The 15,326-nt window shown below is 44.9% G+C and carries 14 protein-coding genes; 3 read left to right on the top strand and 11 right to left on the bottom strand.

The window, feature by feature from the left end:
- Window positions 1-40: 40 nt before the first annotated feature.
- Entirely contained in the window at window positions 41-1,084 is a 1,044-nt protein-coding gene (locus tag NZ043_RS14010; protein WP_091034582.1) for a 2,3-butanediol dehydrogenase, read from the bottom strand.
- A gap of 332 nt (window positions 1,085-1,416) precedes the next feature.
- On the opposite strand from NZ043_RS14010, the gene NZ043_RS14005 reads away from it, so the two are divergent.
- The gene (locus NZ043_RS14005; RefSeq protein ID WP_091034584.1) at window positions 1,417-2,328 is read left to right on the top strand and encodes a LysR family transcriptional regulator; all 912 of its coding nucleotides are present in this window, start codon (window positions 1,417-1,419) and stop codon (window positions 2,326-2,328) included.
- Between the two features lie 114 nt (window positions 2,329-2,442).
- Here NZ043_RS14005 and NZ043_RS14000 read toward each other — a convergent pair whose 3' ends face one another.
- The 6 genes from NZ043_RS14000 to NZ043_RS13975 all read right to left on the bottom strand — a co-directional run bounded on the left by NZ043_RS14000 (window position 2,443) and on the right by NZ043_RS13975 (window position 8,803).
- A complete protein-coding gene (locus tag NZ043_RS14000; RefSeq protein ID WP_339312281.1) occupies window positions 2,443-4,197 on the bottom strand; it encodes a HAMP domain-containing methyl-accepting chemotaxis protein in 1,755 nt (584 codons plus the stop codon).
- A 244-nt stretch (window positions 4,198-4,441) separates the two neighbouring features.
- Window positions 4,442-4,774, bottom strand: a complete 333-nt coding sequence (locus NZ043_RS13995) for a hypothetical protein (RefSeq protein ID WP_091034589.1) — start codon at window positions 4,772-4,774, stop codon at window positions 4,442-4,444.
- A 20-nt stretch (window positions 4,775-4,794) separates the two neighbouring features.
- The gene (locus NZ043_RS13990) at window positions 4,795-6,120 is read right to left on the bottom strand and encodes a WXG100 family type VII secretion target (protein ID WP_339312279.1); all 1,326 of its coding nucleotides are present in this window, start codon (window positions 6,118-6,120) and stop codon (window positions 4,795-4,797) included.
- Between the two features lie 290 nt (window positions 6,121-6,410).
- The gene (locus NZ043_RS13985; RefSeq protein ID WP_339312277.1) at window positions 6,411-7,763 is read right to left on the bottom strand and encodes an amino acid permease; all 1,353 of its coding nucleotides are present in this window, start codon (window positions 7,761-7,763) and stop codon (window positions 6,411-6,413) included.
- Between the two features lie 137 nt (window positions 7,764-7,900).
- Window positions 7,901-8,182: a hypothetical protein gene (locus NZ043_RS13980; RefSeq protein ID WP_091034594.1), complete on the bottom strand. Its 282-nt coding sequence runs from the start codon at window positions 8,180-8,182 to the stop codon at window positions 7,901-7,903.
- Between the two features lie 165 nt (window positions 8,183-8,347).
- Entirely contained in the window at window positions 8,348-8,803 is a 456-nt protein-coding gene (locus tag NZ043_RS13975; protein ID WP_133386492.1) for a GNAT family N-acetyltransferase, read from the bottom strand.
- 255 nt (window positions 8,804-9,058) lie between these two features.
- Here NZ043_RS13975 and NZ043_RS13970 point away from each other — a divergent pair, with 255 nt between their 5' ends.
- Both NZ043_RS13970 and NZ043_RS13965 read left to right on the top strand, forming a co-directional pair.
- Window positions 9,059-9,634 (top strand): GNAT family protein, encoded by a 576-nt coding sequence (locus NZ043_RS13970; protein ID WP_206105806.1) that lies wholly within the window; start codon window positions 9,059-9,061, stop codon window positions 9,632-9,634.
- Window positions 9,631-9,978, top strand: a complete 348-nt coding sequence (locus NZ043_RS13965) for a DUF1801 domain-containing protein (RefSeq protein ID WP_133386491.1) — start codon at window positions 9,631-9,633, stop codon at window positions 9,976-9,978. Before NZ043_RS13970 ends, NZ043_RS13965 begins: the two co-directional genes overlap by 4 nt.
- Window positions 9,979-10,575: 597 nt before the next feature.
- Here the strand turns inward: NZ043_RS13965 and NZ043_RS13960 are convergent.
- The 4 genes from NZ043_RS13960 to NZ043_RS13945 all read right to left on the bottom strand — a co-directional run bounded on the left by NZ043_RS13960 (window position 10,576) and on the right by NZ043_RS13945 (window position 15,187).
- Window positions 10,576-11,880, bottom strand: coding sequence for a DUF1963 domain-containing protein (locus tag NZ043_RS13960; protein ID WP_133386490.1), 1,305 nt, complete (start codon window positions 11,878-11,880; stop codon window positions 10,576-10,578).
- A gap of 86 nt (window positions 11,881-11,966) precedes the next feature.
- A complete protein-coding gene (locus NZ043_RS13955; RefSeq protein ID WP_133386489.1) occupies window positions 11,967-13,187 on the bottom strand; it encodes an MFS transporter in 1,221 nt (406 codons plus the stop codon).
- A 69-nt stretch (window positions 13,188-13,256) separates the two neighbouring features.
- On the bottom strand, window positions 13,257-13,808 hold the full coding sequence (locus tag NZ043_RS13950; RefSeq protein WP_133386488.1) for a MarR family transcriptional regulator: 552 nt from the start codon (window positions 13,806-13,808) through the stop codon (window positions 13,257-13,259).
- 200 nt (window positions 13,809-14,008) lie between these two features.
- Window positions 14,009-15,187: an alanyl-tRNA editing protein gene (locus NZ043_RS13945; RefSeq protein ID WP_133386487.1), complete on the bottom strand. Its 1,179-nt coding sequence runs from the start codon at window positions 15,185-15,187 to the stop codon at window positions 14,009-14,011.
- Between the last annotated feature and the right edge of the window lie 139 nt (window positions 15,188-15,326).

The raw sequence follows: 15,326 nt of genomic DNA, 5'->3' as shown, positions 1-15,326 counted from the left end.
GATCAATTAGCATTTGAAATGATACATCGCTATTGATTTTTTAGCCGCCAATCTCCACCAAAATCTTCGCATGGCTCTTGTCGCTCATCAACAGCTCAAGTCCTTCCTGCACGATGTCGTCCAGTTTAATTTTCTTGGTGATGACCTGTTTCACATCGAGCGACCCTTCTGCAATCAATGAAATCACTTCAGGGAAAATGTGGCGATATGCCAGCGTTGCCGTTAGATTCGCTTCTTTGACCAGAAGATCGAAGAAGTTCACTTGAAGCGGATTTGGTATCGCAGCGATGACAACAACTTCTCCACCTTTTTTGACAACCGCAATGGCGCTATCCATCGTTGGTTGTACACCCGCTGCTTCATAAGCCACATCAATGCCACCCGATTGTTGCAAGATCACCTCTGTTGCATTAACTTTGGCACTGTTCACCGGAATCGCTCCCAGCTTGGCTGCCAAGTCCAGACGTTCCTCAAATACATCAACTGCATAGATCTCAGAGGCTCCTGCAGCTTTGGCAGACAGAATGGTCAATAATCCAATTGGACCTGCTCCATATACGGCTACTTTGTTCCCCACTTTCAGCTTGCTGTGACGAACCGCGTGAAAGGCTACTGCCGTAGGCTCTACGAGCGCGCCTTCTTCGAAAGATACGTTATCCGGTATAGGATGAACCATGTATGCTTCAACAACAACATACTCCGCAAAACCACCATCACCATTCAGTCCAACGAATCCAAATTGAGCACATTGGTTATAGCGCCCCTGGATACAGTACTCGCATTTTCCACAATGGTACAATGGCTCTACCACAACTCGATCCCCTACACTGATACCGCTTACATTGCTTCCCAATTCACTCACGGTTCCTGCAAATTCATGACCCAGTGTCAGCGGTGCTTTCTGTCCTGAGAGCGGATGATTCTCGCCTTCTTGAATCCCCACACCATGATGATAAGCATGCAAGTCACTGCCGCAGATCCCCGCATATTCCACTTTAATTTTGACCTGACCCGCTTGAGCAACCGGAACCTCCCGCTCTTCCACACGCACGTCTTTATGGGCATACCATACTGCTGCTTTCATGAAGTTCATCCCCTTTATATGATTGTCTATATAAGTTGAACTAGACATGTTACACCTAATTACGCTGGTTGCAGTACCATCTTTCGATCGCTCTTATCCCCAGATTTTCTTCATTTCCTTGATCCAAGGGAAAAATCCGGTGATAAAGGCGCACGCTCTGCTTCTTCAGATTGGTTCTGCACTCTGCGTTTCTGGTGTAAAAGAAAGGTTCTACTTATATAGTAAAAAACTATAACGCTTGTCTATATATTATATCGCTGTTCATGTATTATTCATATTTATAGATACTAATGTTAACATTAGTTGTATTAATGCTAAACGGAGATGAAATCATGAATCTGGAACAGCTCGAATATGTCGTTGAAATTGCGAAGACGCAATCATTCTCCGCCGCCTCAGAGCATCTACATGTCACACAATCGGCGATCAGCCAATCGGTTCATCGTCTGGAGAAAGAATTGGGTATCATCCTGTTCGAACGCTCGCGGCAGGGAACTCATCCCACTCCCGAAGGCAAACAATTCATTGCCAAGGCACTGGACATTTTACAGCGGATTGATGAATTGAAATCCCTGAACGCAGAAGCCTCCTCTCTTAGCGGAGAGCTTCATGTGGCTACTTTTCCAAGTGTCATGCCCTATCTTGTCCAGTCTGCTGCGGATATGAAGCGTGAGCACCCGCAACTTAACATCTCCATTGAAGAGAAAGGGTCCATGGAAATTATCGAGGATATTCGCAATAACAAAACCCATCTGGGCTTTATCGCGATCTATGCCAAACAATTGCGGGAATTCGATGGACTTCACTTCAGTCCCATGTACTCGGGTAAGCTGGTAGTTGGTACGCATCACCTGTCTGAACTTGCCAAGCACAGCCGTGTATCACCTGATCAATTAAAAGAACACAAGCTGGCACTCTATCGAGATGGTTTCATCGAAGACTTCATCAAGGAATTCACCTATGATCATGGACCTCTGTCCATTCTGTTTAAAACAAATAATTCAGAAGCCATCAACATGGTGTTAAGAAACGATATTGCCGCCACGATTGGTCACGACTTTTCCTTTCACCAAAACCTCTTATGGAAAGAAGGTCTGGTGAAGATGGTGGAGATCGCTGGAATCGATCAACCCAAAATGCAAATTGGCTTCGTACAGACGGAGTCCAAGGAGGCCGCCGTAGCCGCAGAACGATTCGCCCAACGCTTCAGACAGGCGATAGAGCTGGATCATTTAAAAGTTTAAATCTAAAAAAGTGCTCCACCCTTTGAAGGAAGTTTGGGATGAACACCAACTTCTCCAAGAGCGGAACACTTTTCTAACTACTTTTTGCGTTACTATTACTACACCTTACTCAAACTATACTTTAACTTTACGTACGGCTTCACTCATCTCGTTCGTCTGCTGCTCCAGCATTGTGGAGGTCTGCGCCACCCTGTTGAACATGGCCGATTGTTCACGCATCAAGCGATAGATTTCATCCGAATGATCCGACACACCAGCTGATATCTGCGAGATCGTATTGACGGAGGCTGCAGCCTCTTCCGATCCTGCCGAGATTTCCTCTGCCGCAGCGGAGACTTCCTGAATGCGGCTGGTCACCAGTTGGAACGCATCAACTACATGAGCGAAAGCTTGCTCCGCTTCTGCGGTAATCGTAACACCTTGTCCAATCTCGGTTGCAGTAACCCCCATCTGTGAGCCAATCTGCTGTGATTCTTGTTGAATACGAAGCAACAAGTCGGAGATCCGTTCCATGGATGTGCTTGAGGCCTCAGCAAGCTTCCGAACTTCATCCGCCACAACCGCAAAACCTTTGCCGTGTTCTCCTGCATGTGCTGCCTCTATGGATGCATTAAGCGCAAGCAGCTTCGTCTGACTCGCAAAATCACGAACCGTGTGCAGGGCACCACCAATTTCCTGGGAGTAATTGTTCAGCACCTGGACCATCGCTACAACTTCACTTGAGACATTTGAGATGCTCTCCATCTGTGTTTTCATCAGTGTCATGCTCTGTTTACCGGACTCCGCCGTAGAAAGCGCACTTGTTGCCGCATCCGATACAACCATCGAGGATTCAGAAATATCCGTTATGCCTTTTGCAATCTCTTCCATCGCATGCGCGCTATCGCTTGCACCCTGCTTCTGCGTATGTGCACCCTGCCTAATCTGTTCGACAGATTGATCAACCGTCTTGCCCATCTCAAGCATCTCTTCGGTACTGCGATTAAATTCCTTCGTTGATTCTGATAGTATATCTGTGGTTACTGCTACGCCTTCAACCATGTTACTCACAATCTTATTCAAGTTACCGGACATATGTATCATCGCTTGGTATGTGGTTCCAATCTCATCCTGGCTGCGCAAACGATACGACGTCAGAATTCGGTTGGCTTCTGCAAGCTCACCCTGTGCCATTTTTTCCACACTCGCCTTCAGCGGTTGAAGTGGTCGCAGTCCTCTTACGATAAACGACGTGACAACAGCAATGCCTATAAGTGTAATTAGTAGCAATAAGGCATAGAAGGGTATACTCGATTTCATTATATCTGACTCAATACTTCCGATCACCGATACCGCCGTATCGATACCAATTACACCTGTTACAGCGCCATTACTATCCAGCATGGGAGCGTAAGAGGAAATATAGTCGCCGTACTCCTCATTGTTGATAATCGAAGAACTGGCTGTTTGCCCCTGCAACAGCTTCTGCACAGCCTCTTGAGGGACATCCGTTACTTCATTAATCGGCGAGGCTTTATCTGTATCCTTCATGCCGTCCACCATAATAAGTGGCGTACCTTTATCATCTATTTTGACGAAATACACATACATTGCACCAATGCTTACGCGAAAGTCATCCAATTCATCACGAATCTTCACGAATTCGTCATTCTCCTTGGGGTCCTTGGCAAACTCGGCATAAGATGCTGTATCCAGCTGATTCACATAACTCTGAGCAATCTGGATGTTGTAACTCGAAATGGCCTCCTGCGCAGCTAGTTTCATATTGGCCACCTGTAACAGCATGCTTCCAACGGCTATAATCGTAATGACCAGTGTGACTACTGCAACAATGCGCACCACCAAACGTTTTCTAAAAAAACCAATCATCCGCTCCTCTTCCTCTCCCGTGAACCCAAGCCTTTTTGACTAGGCGCTACCCAAAAAACGCATGCTTGAAGCACTATGTATGGGAAAATAGTAAACGAATATGTCGAATTAGGCAAGAAAATATTGGGTTAATATAAAAACGCTATCATGGCTGTGGTAGCTTTGTTCTTGGAACAAAAAAACTCCAATGCAAGCATTAGAGTATGTTCAAAGATTGATAATTATCTTTATTCTGTAACTTGATTTACCATTCTAACTCTTCAATCAAGTTAAATATCATTTTTTTATCAAAATCATCCATTGATTTAAAAATAGCTATTTCATCTGTTTTTTTGTCCAATTTGATGAGTGTAGCTATGGCTAAATCTCCGACTTTATAATAACCTAATAATTTATCTGATGGCCCTCTTCTCGATGTAAGTTCCTCCAGTTTTTCATTTATACCAGTTGACCCCAATTTTTCTTTGCCTATATAAGTCATTACATGATACAAGACTATTGGATTTGATTCATTTAATAAAAGTTGCAACTCATCAATTGAACATTGTCCTTCTTCAATTTTCTTTATTAAATTCATATTTCTACCCCCATTAAATTTTATTTCAAATGACTCGTAAGGGTCTGCCTTTCTCTTACATAATTTTCAAACAGAGCATTTGCAATATCATTTCGACCTAATTCATCAGCTATTTTTATTTCTCTCATGTATGCATTTAATTCCATTTTAACACGATTCATAGTCTGAAAATGATAACTCATTCCCGGAAAACCTTTGTTCATATCGTCTAGATAATGTGTGTATTCGTGTAAAAGCGCCCCTATGGATGCATCCTCATTTATAATTAACTGTCCAGGTCCCCCTTTTTTTGGAGAATACGCCATATCCTCGCCTCTATGAATTACTTCGACACCGTTTGATTCCAAGTTATCAATAATTTCTTTCCATTTCTCGGGATGAGATTCCCTACCAGGGCCAAGAACTTCTTTTAATGGATCATCTATACCTTTTCTGAACATATCTTTACTATTATCTAAGCGTGTCCCAACCTCTTTTTCCTTGCCCAGATACTCGGAAAACTTAGAGGTTTCTCTCACCTTTTTACTCTCAGCAATGTTATCTAGAACTCGAAGGCGTTGATCTTGAAGTCCATTAAAGCCACCTGTTAACTGCCCTGTACCAGGCGGACGATTGAATGAATTAATCTTCGCACCGCCTCCTGACGAAGTCAGAAGATTATGCGGCTTGATCATCGTGGAAGCATAACCCCCTCCAACCATTAGACCTCCCAACCCAATCATATTCGCCCAGTGTTCACTGGACCAGGCATTGGTCGGAAAGGTGGCTTCTCGTATCGTTCCATGGATACCAAACGTGAGCCAGTTGGCAGCATCATTCGGAGAGTTGAATGCTTTATCCGCCCTGTCTACATACCCCTGAACAAGACCACTTGGAATACCAAATGTCCAATAATCCAGAAATCCACCTACACTATCATAACGCTTTTGATATCGATCATCCGCAGATTGCATAAAGGCTTGTCCCAATTCGACTAAACTGTCTGCAGACTTCTGAAAAGCATTACGGGTGTCGTTTGCTGGTGCCCTACATTCATCTGGCGGTGGCGGTACGCAACCCGCATCATAGGATTGTACAGTTTGCTGATCAGCAAGTCTGAATTTCTCCGCATGCCCTTCAAGCTCTTTGGCAATGGATAAAGATAGTGAGACAAAGTCATCCATCACCCGCTGCACAACCATAAAATCAATATAAAACCTTTCCTTCGTGCTACCATCCCACTGTCTTTCGATATCGAATAACTGTTGTTTCAAGATGTGGTTCATCTGAAAAACCTGATTCTGAGCTGCTGCAAATTGTTTCGAAACAGATATCAACTGTTCAGGTGTTACTTTTATTGTTGTCATGTGAGACCTCGTTCTAAATATATTTCGTTGTTATACGAATATTTGTCGTTTAGAATGCTATAAGTTTTATATGTACAGATGGGCTTTTATTATAAAGTGAACACAGATCATTTCGTAGAGACTGTCGGTTTATTTATCTAGTTCGTATTACCCCTAATTTGTCCCAGATATAACAAAAACAGATCTTACAGTTTCGAAATAAAATCGTTCCCTTAGTGCATACAAAAAAACACCCCGGCGCAAGCGCCGAGATGTCATGTTGTTCTACATTTGCATACTACCCATTCATACTAAACTGTTTGTTTATTCGTCCTTCTGAATCGAATCAGGGACCAGATAATCAGCAACGCAAGCACGGCAATACATATGCTAATGCTGAATCGATTACCTTCATCAAACACAAACATCACCGCAATCACACTGAGACATAGTACCACAACTCCGGTTATATAAGGGAATCCCCAAACTTTGAAGGTCGGTTGAACCGGATATCTCTTCCGCAATTTCAACTGTGATGAGGCAATACAGATCCACACAAGGATTACCACAAACCCCGGAACGGCGAGCAATACACGGAATAGTTGATCCTGTGCGAACAGGCCAAGCATGGAACCTCCGAGCAATACAACCGCGCATACCAGCAAGGTATTAACCGGGCTACCGCTGCGATTTGTCTTTGACAATGCCTTCGGAGCTTCCCCGCCCACTGCCATGGAGTGCATCATTCGGGATGCACCATAGATCCCTGAATTCGCAGCAGACAGAACTGCCGTCACCAAAATAAAGTTCATTATGTGTGCTGCTCCCGGCAGTCCCGTGGAGGCAAGCACTTGTACAAACGGACTGCTTCCCGGCCCAATCTCATTCCACGGGATAAGACCACAGATGATGAGAATCGGCAAGGTGAAGAACAGAATAATTCTGAGCATGAAATTGCCCACGATTTTGGGCATCACTTTTTCTGCATTTTCCGTCTCGGTCAGGGTCAGACCAATCAGCTCCGATCCCCCATAAGAGAACATGACCACAAGCAGTGCCGAGAAGATCGATGACCAACCGTTCGGGAAGAACCCGCCTGCTTGCGTATAATTTTGCAGATAAGGGGTGTTATCACTTGGGATAATGCCAAAGATCAACCCTGCACCCAGGAAGATAAAAATAATGATCATGGCAATTTTGATCCCGGCTAGCCAAAACTCAAATTCCCCGAACACACCCACACTGAGCAGGTTAACAAGTATAATGAACGCCGCACAAGCCAGACTCAGCGTCCACAGCGGTACTTCACTGAACCAATACTGCAAAAAGCTCCCGGCAGCAATCACCTCAATGACACACACCGATAACCATAGAAAGCAGTACATCCATCCCATAACAAAGGATACTCTGCTACCGAATGCTTCTTGCACGAAGTCTTTCATATTTTTGTTCTTGTACACCGTAGCCATCTCCGCCATCGCGGCCATAACAACCAGCAGCAATAATCCAGCAAAAATGTACGTGACAATAACGCCCGGACCAGCGAGTCCAATCGTCTCTGCACTGCCTTTGAAAATTCCTGTTCCAATTACACCACCCATAGCCATAAAACTGATGTGTCTTGGTTTAAGCTTCTTCTGTAGTGTTCCTTCTGTCTGAGCCAATTCAAGTCCTCCTGATGTAAAAAACGTCTGTAATGCTGTCTTGTTTCATAGACATAATGTCCAGTATACCCTATTGTCCATCAATCAGCCCAGAAGTTCCTTATGGCCAATTCATCCCAAACATATATGGACATAACCTATGTTTTATACCCCACAATCGCATGAAGCAATCTATGTACAATCCAGCTGAGCAAACTGTACACTGCCCCATAGATGAACCAAGCGCCTATGTTACTACCCATTGTTGAAAGATCACTCGCGATATACAACAAAGGCAGCATAAAAGAAATAATCAGCGCTCCCCAGAGTCTAAACCATTTGGCAAAATAACTGCATACTCCAAGCACCACAGCAATGATGGGACATAATATCAATACAGCAAACAGCGGATTCATATGATCGAACCACCAATATATCATGCACGACTCCCTCCACATTCTTCGTCACAAGGCCACGTTGCTTTAATGCTGTATTATTTAGTTTATTCTACTCTTTTTCCAACTTTTAAAATGTACGATATGTTGCAAAATAAAAAAACCAGCATCCTGTAAAAAACAGAAATCTGGTTTCTCATGTAGATCACTTTAGATTTTTTTCGTCATAAACGTGCTGTTCGGGTCCAATATATAATCTGCGAATGGTTCGCAATATTCGAATCCGAAATCTTCGTACAGCTTCCGTGCCGGGATAAATGAATCCATTGAGCCCGTTTCCAGACTGATTCGCTTATAACCGCGGTCTGTGGCAACCTCCATAATATGAGCCAAAATTGTTTTCGCGACGCCTTTTCTCAGATGAGCCGAAGCGGTACGCATCGATTTCAACTCTGCATGCTCTGGATCAAGTTCTTTGATAGCCCCGCAGCCGAGCAAGTCGTCTCCTTCCCAAGCACACCAGAATGTAATTTCGGGCTTCTTGAGTCCATCCAGATTCAACGCATGAATACTCTCTGGAGGCGAATCGGCTGCCATCCCTTGCAAGTGCTCTGCAATTAAAGCCTTAACTTGTCCTCCACTCAAATCATCCACTTTAATCTCCAAAACGTACCACTCCCGCCGACATTTTTATTGGGTCTATCACTGAATGTATATCAATCATTTCATCTTACTACCGTGTCAGGTTTTATGACAAGAGGTTACTTTTATCCACTAAAATACGCTATTGTGATTCACCTGTAATTTCCAGTATGATGAGGCTATCATATGCCAAAGGGGCGAGGTCTATTGCGAAATATACATAGAGTTAAACGTGGAACTAAGGTGAAGCAAGCTTAACTTAATTTAAAGGAGACCCCTATGACACTGACAACGGACAACCTGTTTTATAGCAAACGATTAAAGATGACGCCACCACGCCCTGAAGACGTGCAGACCATGCTGCAATGGAACGAAGACCCGGAGTACCTTCGGAATGTGGATACTGATCTGGCCATTCCCTATTCAGAGAAACAGTTGGAAGATGAGGGCGAAACGAAGAACAAAGAAGTTTACTTCAGACTTCGCACGCATAAAGAGGATATGCTGATTGGTTTTGTCGTCATTCATAGCATTGAATGGAACAACCGCTGCGGCCAGCTCGCCATTGGCATCGGACTTGCCGAACATCGCAACAAGGGATATGGCACGGAAGCGTTGAATCTTATTTTACGATATGCGTTCCACGAGATGAATCTGGACCGGGTTGGCCTTGATGTCATCGCCTACAATGCCAAAGCAATCCGTTCCTATGAGAAGGTTGGTTTTCAGTTGGAGGGTCGGGCACGCTCAGCTGTATATCGTGATGGTAAGCGTTATGACCGCTTGATGATGGGAATCCTAAGACCAGAATGGGAAACACACAATCAGATCCATACGGAGGGTGAACAAGTATGACCAAGAATGCAGAAGTTACTGCGTTTATTGAACAGATTCAGATCCCTTGGCAAATACAAGTCTCTGAACAATTGCGCGAGTTAGTGCATGATACCATCCCTGATGTAGAAGAACGCGTGCAATACAAGAAACCTCATTTTTTGAAAAACGGAAAGTATGCTGCGGTCATCTCGCCATCCAAACAGGCCGTGTCTTTCACCATCTTCCATGCAACCGGACTTGATCTACCCGATGGGATCTTCGAAGGCCCGGAAGAACGCAAAACGATCAAGCTCAAGGAAAAAGATACACCCGATTATGAATGGTTGGCTGGTTTGTTAAAGCAGGCATCTGCGGACTTGTAGACGGATGTAGTGAAGAGGCACATACGCCGAAGTAGTAACTTAGGTAGTAATGTGCGGAACGTATGGTTTGGGCCGTAATGTGCCGGTGGTATGTATGGGGTGAATTTAGGTTTAGGGTTAGGTTTGTGGCAAGCGCTAACGAATCGGACACACCTTATGTCGCAGTTTTACAAACATATGAAATTCTAACGAATCTCAGCAGTCTTATTACAGACAAAACCTCCGATTTGCTTCATAAAAACCTACCAATAGAAGCAATAACGTGGCTACGATTCGTTAGAATACTACACTGCTGCATATTCGCCCAATAAGACGTGCCAGGTTCGTTAGACTATGTAAGAACGACAAACTGCCTCTGCACGTAGAAAAAACAACCCATTGTCTCTCTGGTGACTAAATAACATAACCTGATAACTGTAGCAGAAGTCCCCATCCATCCTGCGCAGGGCAAAGGGGCATCCCATGAAGTTCCAAGAACTTCGGGATACCCCTTGGTTATAGTCTGTCTACTACTGTCATTCCAACCTTAACAGCGGTGTAATATTATAATAAGATAACTGCTTATAATTACTTAATAGCTCATACTAGCTTCCACCATCAAGATTGCTGGTACGATACGGCGGTCATCTGGCACGGCTCACATATGAACATGTAATACATGCCCTCACCATATTCCTCTACCTCACCCCAATCCAATTGTGCGACAGCCTTCATTCTCGCGGAACAGCGTGGACATGGTGGGTACTCCGCATCCTGAACCCATCCCGGATGGCCGCCAATCTGAGATAGCGATGGCTCCATCGCCCACTCACTGGCATGGAATGCATGACGCGATGCATTCGCAATCCGAAACTGCCGGCCAACATCCGCTGCAAGTTTACCATAGTCGTCCAGGTCAATCTCGTCCATTCCCGCAGGCATGACATTATGTGAACTCCATAACGGTTCCCCTGCTGCGTCCAGCTCCATGTAAACCACACCGTAACTGCTGCATATCACGCATGTCTGTATCTGAAGTCTCTGGGCATGCCAAGACACGTCTTTCAGAGCGGGATGTTTAACATCCAGACTAATTAAGGTGGTTAACGCATTGCCACACCATGGACAGCCATTCTTGCTAGGGTTCAGCATCGAGAGTGAATTTCCGGTTGACTCCACGTTAGCCTCTTCATTCTCTTTTACTTTATAGAGTGAATAACTTGGGGTGGTGAATAATTCTCTGCGCTGCCCGTCTTTTGTAAGCTCCCAACCAGCTTCAGTGGTGTAGTGCTCTGGCGCCACGTACAATTCACTCGCCCAAGATGGCGGAGACTGTCTCCATTGTCGGAACTGCTGCACGACAACATCATCCCCGATATGGGCCAGCATGAGCAATATGTGATTTCGATTTTCATCATCGGTGTTCACCTGTTGCAACAGACGATCACGAACCTCACCCGAGGCACTTTTATACAAAATGGCAGGATAATAGATCTCCTGTTCCAGCAGCTCAGGAATTTCGGCAGTCAACGATATATCATGGTAGCAGACCAGATATACCAGAATGTCTTTGCCCGTATCTTCATTACGTGTACGAATCCGTTTCATCGCGTAATCCTTCATCTGATCTTGTTGCTCTACAGACAAAGATAGATATACCTGTTCCTCGGATTGTTCATAGGGTGTATAACGAATTAGTGGATCGCGAACCTGAGGTTTGTGCATGATTTTCAAAACTTCGACCGGGTCTGTGATACCTGCATACAGGTTCACGTCACATCGATTCGCTTCAATGTATCTCTGGCGCTCCTCGCGTTCCATCTCCTGCTTGCAAGGCATGCAATACCCACCTGTTCTCGCAGCCGTTGCTGGCAAAATGGTATTTGCACACCCCTCCCGTATACACGGAATTCGTTCTGTCATCTATAGGTACCCCCTCTGCATGTAGTGGCTATCATTGGAGTATATCATAGTAGGAATTGGCCTCCATTTAGAGAACGGATAGTCAATTAGGATGTTATCCGTTCCTGAGTTGCTTCCGTCGTCCCTTTCCCTATAAAACAGGCTGCCGTCAGCCCGATTACCAAGACAAAAGCAAGCATCAGAAACGTGAGCAGATAACTGCCGCTTCGCATGAATTGAATGGAGAGGATTGGTGCAATACTTGTACCGGCAAACAGAATAAACGTATACACTGAAACTGCAATTCCCCGTGACTTACCTCCAAGCTCACCCACCAAAGCTACCAAAGAAGGAACCGACACAGCGATCCCGGTCACAAAAAGTAAACTCATTAGGATAAGCAAAGATAAGTTGGTGAAGAAGCCCATACATGCGAGTCCAACCACCGCCATTGTAAGTCCTAATCGTAGAACCGAACGTACACCTAGTCGCTGAGTTAATTTCCCTGCAAAAGGCGAAACAAGCATGCCCAGTATACCTGCTGCACGAACGTACAAAATCTGCTGCGCACTTAATCCAAATTCAGGCCCGCTCAAATAACTACCAAGGACACTATACATGCTGACAAAGGACATCAGCAGAACCAGAGCCACCACGTAGCTCAACCGTAATTTGGGCTGTTTCAGTACAGTGCCGATCTGTAGAAGAGATTCCCAGATCGAAGTGTCTTTTCCTCGTTTGATCTCATCTCCCGGCAACAGTAACCAGACTACCAATGAAGTAATCAAGTACACAACAGCCAGCAAAACAAATAGTGTGCTCCACCCGTATTGCTGACTTATTATGCTGCTAATGATTTGGCCTACAATGCCAGCTACCAGAAATCCGGTACTGATGAATCCGATCGCCGTCACTCTACGATTCGCCGGATACATCTCCACAGCATACGCCAATGCAACCGGAGAAAAAGTGGCCGCAGCTGCCCCCTGTATTCCCCTCAACACAATAATCCAGGCAAAAGAATGTACCAGACCCAGCATGAATGAAACGAACGATAATATGAGCATGCCGATCAAAATCACTCTTTTACATCCATACTTGTCAGATATCGCGCCATACATTAAACACCCTACTGCAAACCCTAGCGAAAATATACTGCCCGCGCCCGAAGCCTGGGTTGGTGTTATTCCAAATTGATCAGCAAACACGGGGATGAGCGGAACTGTAACATATAGACTGGACATGACGACCAGACCAGACCAACATAAAATAATAGTCATGATGAGGTAATTTCTGGAGATAGCTCCAGTTTGCATTAATTTCGACATCGTACACCTCTATAAACTTTAGTATCAATCATTTTAGTTAGATAATCTAATTATATATCCAAAAAAAATTTATCTCCCCATACCCAGCCTCTTCTCTATGTTTGTATTTAATTTTAATAAAACCTTCTCCAATACGTCCCTTTCATCCGGCTCCAGGTCCTCCACGAGGGATTCACAGGTGGACCAGAACGAAGGTAACACTTTTTCTACCAAGTCCCTACCTTCTGGTGAGATGCGTACATGAACACTACGACGATCCCGGGCACTTGATTCCCGAATAATCCAGTTCCTTTTTTCCAACCAATCCAGCAATGCTGTGACAGATGCCCTGCGAATACCGAGACGTTCTGCCAATGTCGATGGCGTCACTTGCGTGTTCCCCTCATGCAGGGTTAAGAGTAGTAACAGATCAAACTTGCTCTCGGTAATATCATACTGATCCAGATTCAGATCCATGACATCCAGTATGTTATCGCCAAACCAAAGTGAGAGCAAACCTATATAGGCTAACTTTTGATCCGTACCTTTCGTTGCCGTCTTTTGCATCAGTTCTACATAGGGTTCAGGCCCCAACTTAGGGAGTGGTTCTGTTGTATGTTCCCTGTTATTTTTTCCTTTCATCGTGACCTCCGCCAATACTCGTTATATAATTAGATTATCTAACTAAATGTGATCTTATCTCAAATTACGAGAATTTACAAGTTCAAAATAGATCAGTTCATAAAAACACATCTATCCACTGCAAAAAAAGCACGCCACATCGTGACGTACTTGAATTTAAATTTGCAAACATTCGCTATCTCTAGCCGAGAAGTTGTACATCAGTGATGTCCCAACTGGTCCTTGGTGAATTCGTAAAAGGCAAGCGCATCTTCACTGCTGGCAAAGCCTGCCTGAGCCATCTTTTCACTGCCGCCACCTTTGCCATTGTAGGCTCCAAGATTGCCTTTGAAGAAAGGTCCACAAGCCCATTCAGACGGCTGTCCATTCTGTGCCAGAACAACTTTGGCCTCTGAGATACTGGCAAAGAGCACAAGGCCTTCATGTTCTGCCGTCAGCTTGGTAGCCAGGCTCTGCATATCCTTGAGCGATTTGTCTTCAAAGACCTGAGCAATCACCAGCCCTTGCCGAGCGGCCAGAAGTTCCTCCGCATAATAGGCATCGTTCGTTGTTTTCACTGCATTCAGCTCGGTTTGCAGCTGTTTTTGCTCCAGCTCCATTTTCTCAATACGCTCCAATAATTCGTCCTTGCTGGTCTTTAATTTAACCATGATACTATTGAGCACGTTTTGTGTGGATGTGAATTCATTCAGCGCCCTTGTTCCACATTTGAAATAAATGCGTGTGCCACCCTTCACTTTTTCGGTTTTCAACAGTTTGATGATGCCGATCTCACCTGTCGCGGACACATGGGTTCCACCGCAGGCGTTATACTCCACACCCTCGATCTCGACGATGCGAATGTCCTCCGTTACCGTAGGTTGCTTCACCAGTGGCAATTGTGCGGCCTCTTCTGCTGTAACCCAAGAGGTGTTGATGCAAGCGTTACGATAGATCTGACGATTCACTTCTTGTTCAATGGCAGTCAATTGATTCGCGCCCAGTTCAGGCGCAGCCACATCAATCGTGTCATACTCCGTTCCAAGATGGAAACTGAGCGTCATCGCTTCTGTCAGCTTCAAAGTGATTGCCGATAACAAATGCTGACCCGTATGCTGCTGCATATGATCGAATCTTCGCTCCCAATCCAGCTCACAATGTACCTCGTTCTGTTCAGGGGCGCGTTCCACCTTATGCCATACTTCACCATCTTCGATGTTCACATCCAGAACAGTGATGCCGCCAATTTGTCCCAGATCACAAGGTTGTCCGCCCCCATGCGGGTAAAAAGCAGTCTCCGCCAGCGTGACATATACGCCGTCTTCCTTGTCCACTTTGCCTGTAATCGTTGTATGCCACTCTCTTGTATAAGCAGAGTCATAATAGATTTTTTGCGTCATTGAATCATCCCGATCCCTTCTCGTTCAAATGGTTTTTACCGATCTGCACCTAACCTCCAGATTACACTATCTGGAACTGCGAATCCAATTTAAGGCACACGAGATCGCATCTCCATATCAAAAAGACCGCCCTGTAAGC

It is taken from the genome of Paenibacillus sp. FSL k6-2145, from assembly GCF_037976585.1.
Classification (GTDB): Bacteria; Bacillota; Bacilli; order Paenibacillales; family Paenibacillaceae; genus Paenibacillus.
This window is presented reverse-complemented; position numbering and strand designations above follow the sequence as displayed.

Excerpts from the sequence above, each read along its gene's own strand:
- NZ043_RS13945 (WP_133386487.1), bottom strand. The coding sequence starts at position 15,187 with ATGACGCAAAAAATCTATTATGACTCTGCTTATACAAGAGAGTGGCAT.
- NZ043_RS14005 (WP_091034584.1), top strand. The coding sequence starts at position 1,417 with ATGAATCTGGAACAGCTCGAATATGTCGTTGAAATTGCGAAGACGCAA.
- NZ043_RS13950 (WP_133386488.1), bottom strand. The coding sequence starts at position 13,808 with ATGAAAGGAAAAAATAACAGGGAACATACAACAGAACCACTCCCTAAG.
- NZ043_RS13995 (WP_091034589.1), bottom strand. The coding sequence starts at position 4,774 with ATGAATTTAATAAAGAAAATTGAAGAAGGACAATGTTCAATTGATGAG.
- NZ043_RS13980 (WP_091034594.1), bottom strand. The coding sequence starts at position 8,182 with ATGATATATTGGTGGTTCGATCATATGAATCCGCTGTTTGCTGTATTG.
- NZ043_RS14000 (WP_339312281.1), bottom strand. The coding sequence starts at position 4,197 with ATGATTGGTTTTTTTAGAAAACGTTTGGTGGTGCGCATTGTTGCAGTA.
- NZ043_RS14010 (WP_091034582.1), bottom strand. The coding sequence starts at position 1,084 with ATGAAAGCAGCAGTATGGTATGCCCATAAAGACGTGCGTGTGGAAGAG.
- NZ043_RS13955 (WP_133386489.1), bottom strand. The coding sequence starts at position 13,187 with ATGTCGAAATTAATGCAAACTGGAGCTATCTCCAGAAATTACCTCATC.
- NZ043_RS13990 (WP_339312279.1), bottom strand. The coding sequence starts at position 6,120 with ATGACAACAATAAAAGTAACACCTGAACAGTTGATATCTGTTTCGAAA.
- NZ043_RS13960 (WP_133386490.1), bottom strand. The coding sequence starts at position 11,880 with ATGACAGAACGAATTCCGTGTATACGGGAGGGGTGTGCAAATACCATT.
- NZ043_RS13965 (WP_133386491.1), top strand. The coding sequence starts at position 9,631 with ATGACCAAGAATGCAGAAGTTACTGCGTTTATTGAACAGATTCAGATC.
- NZ043_RS13970 (WP_206105806.1), top strand. The coding sequence starts at position 9,059 with ATGACACTGACAACGGACAACCTGTTTTATAGCAAACGATTAAAGATG.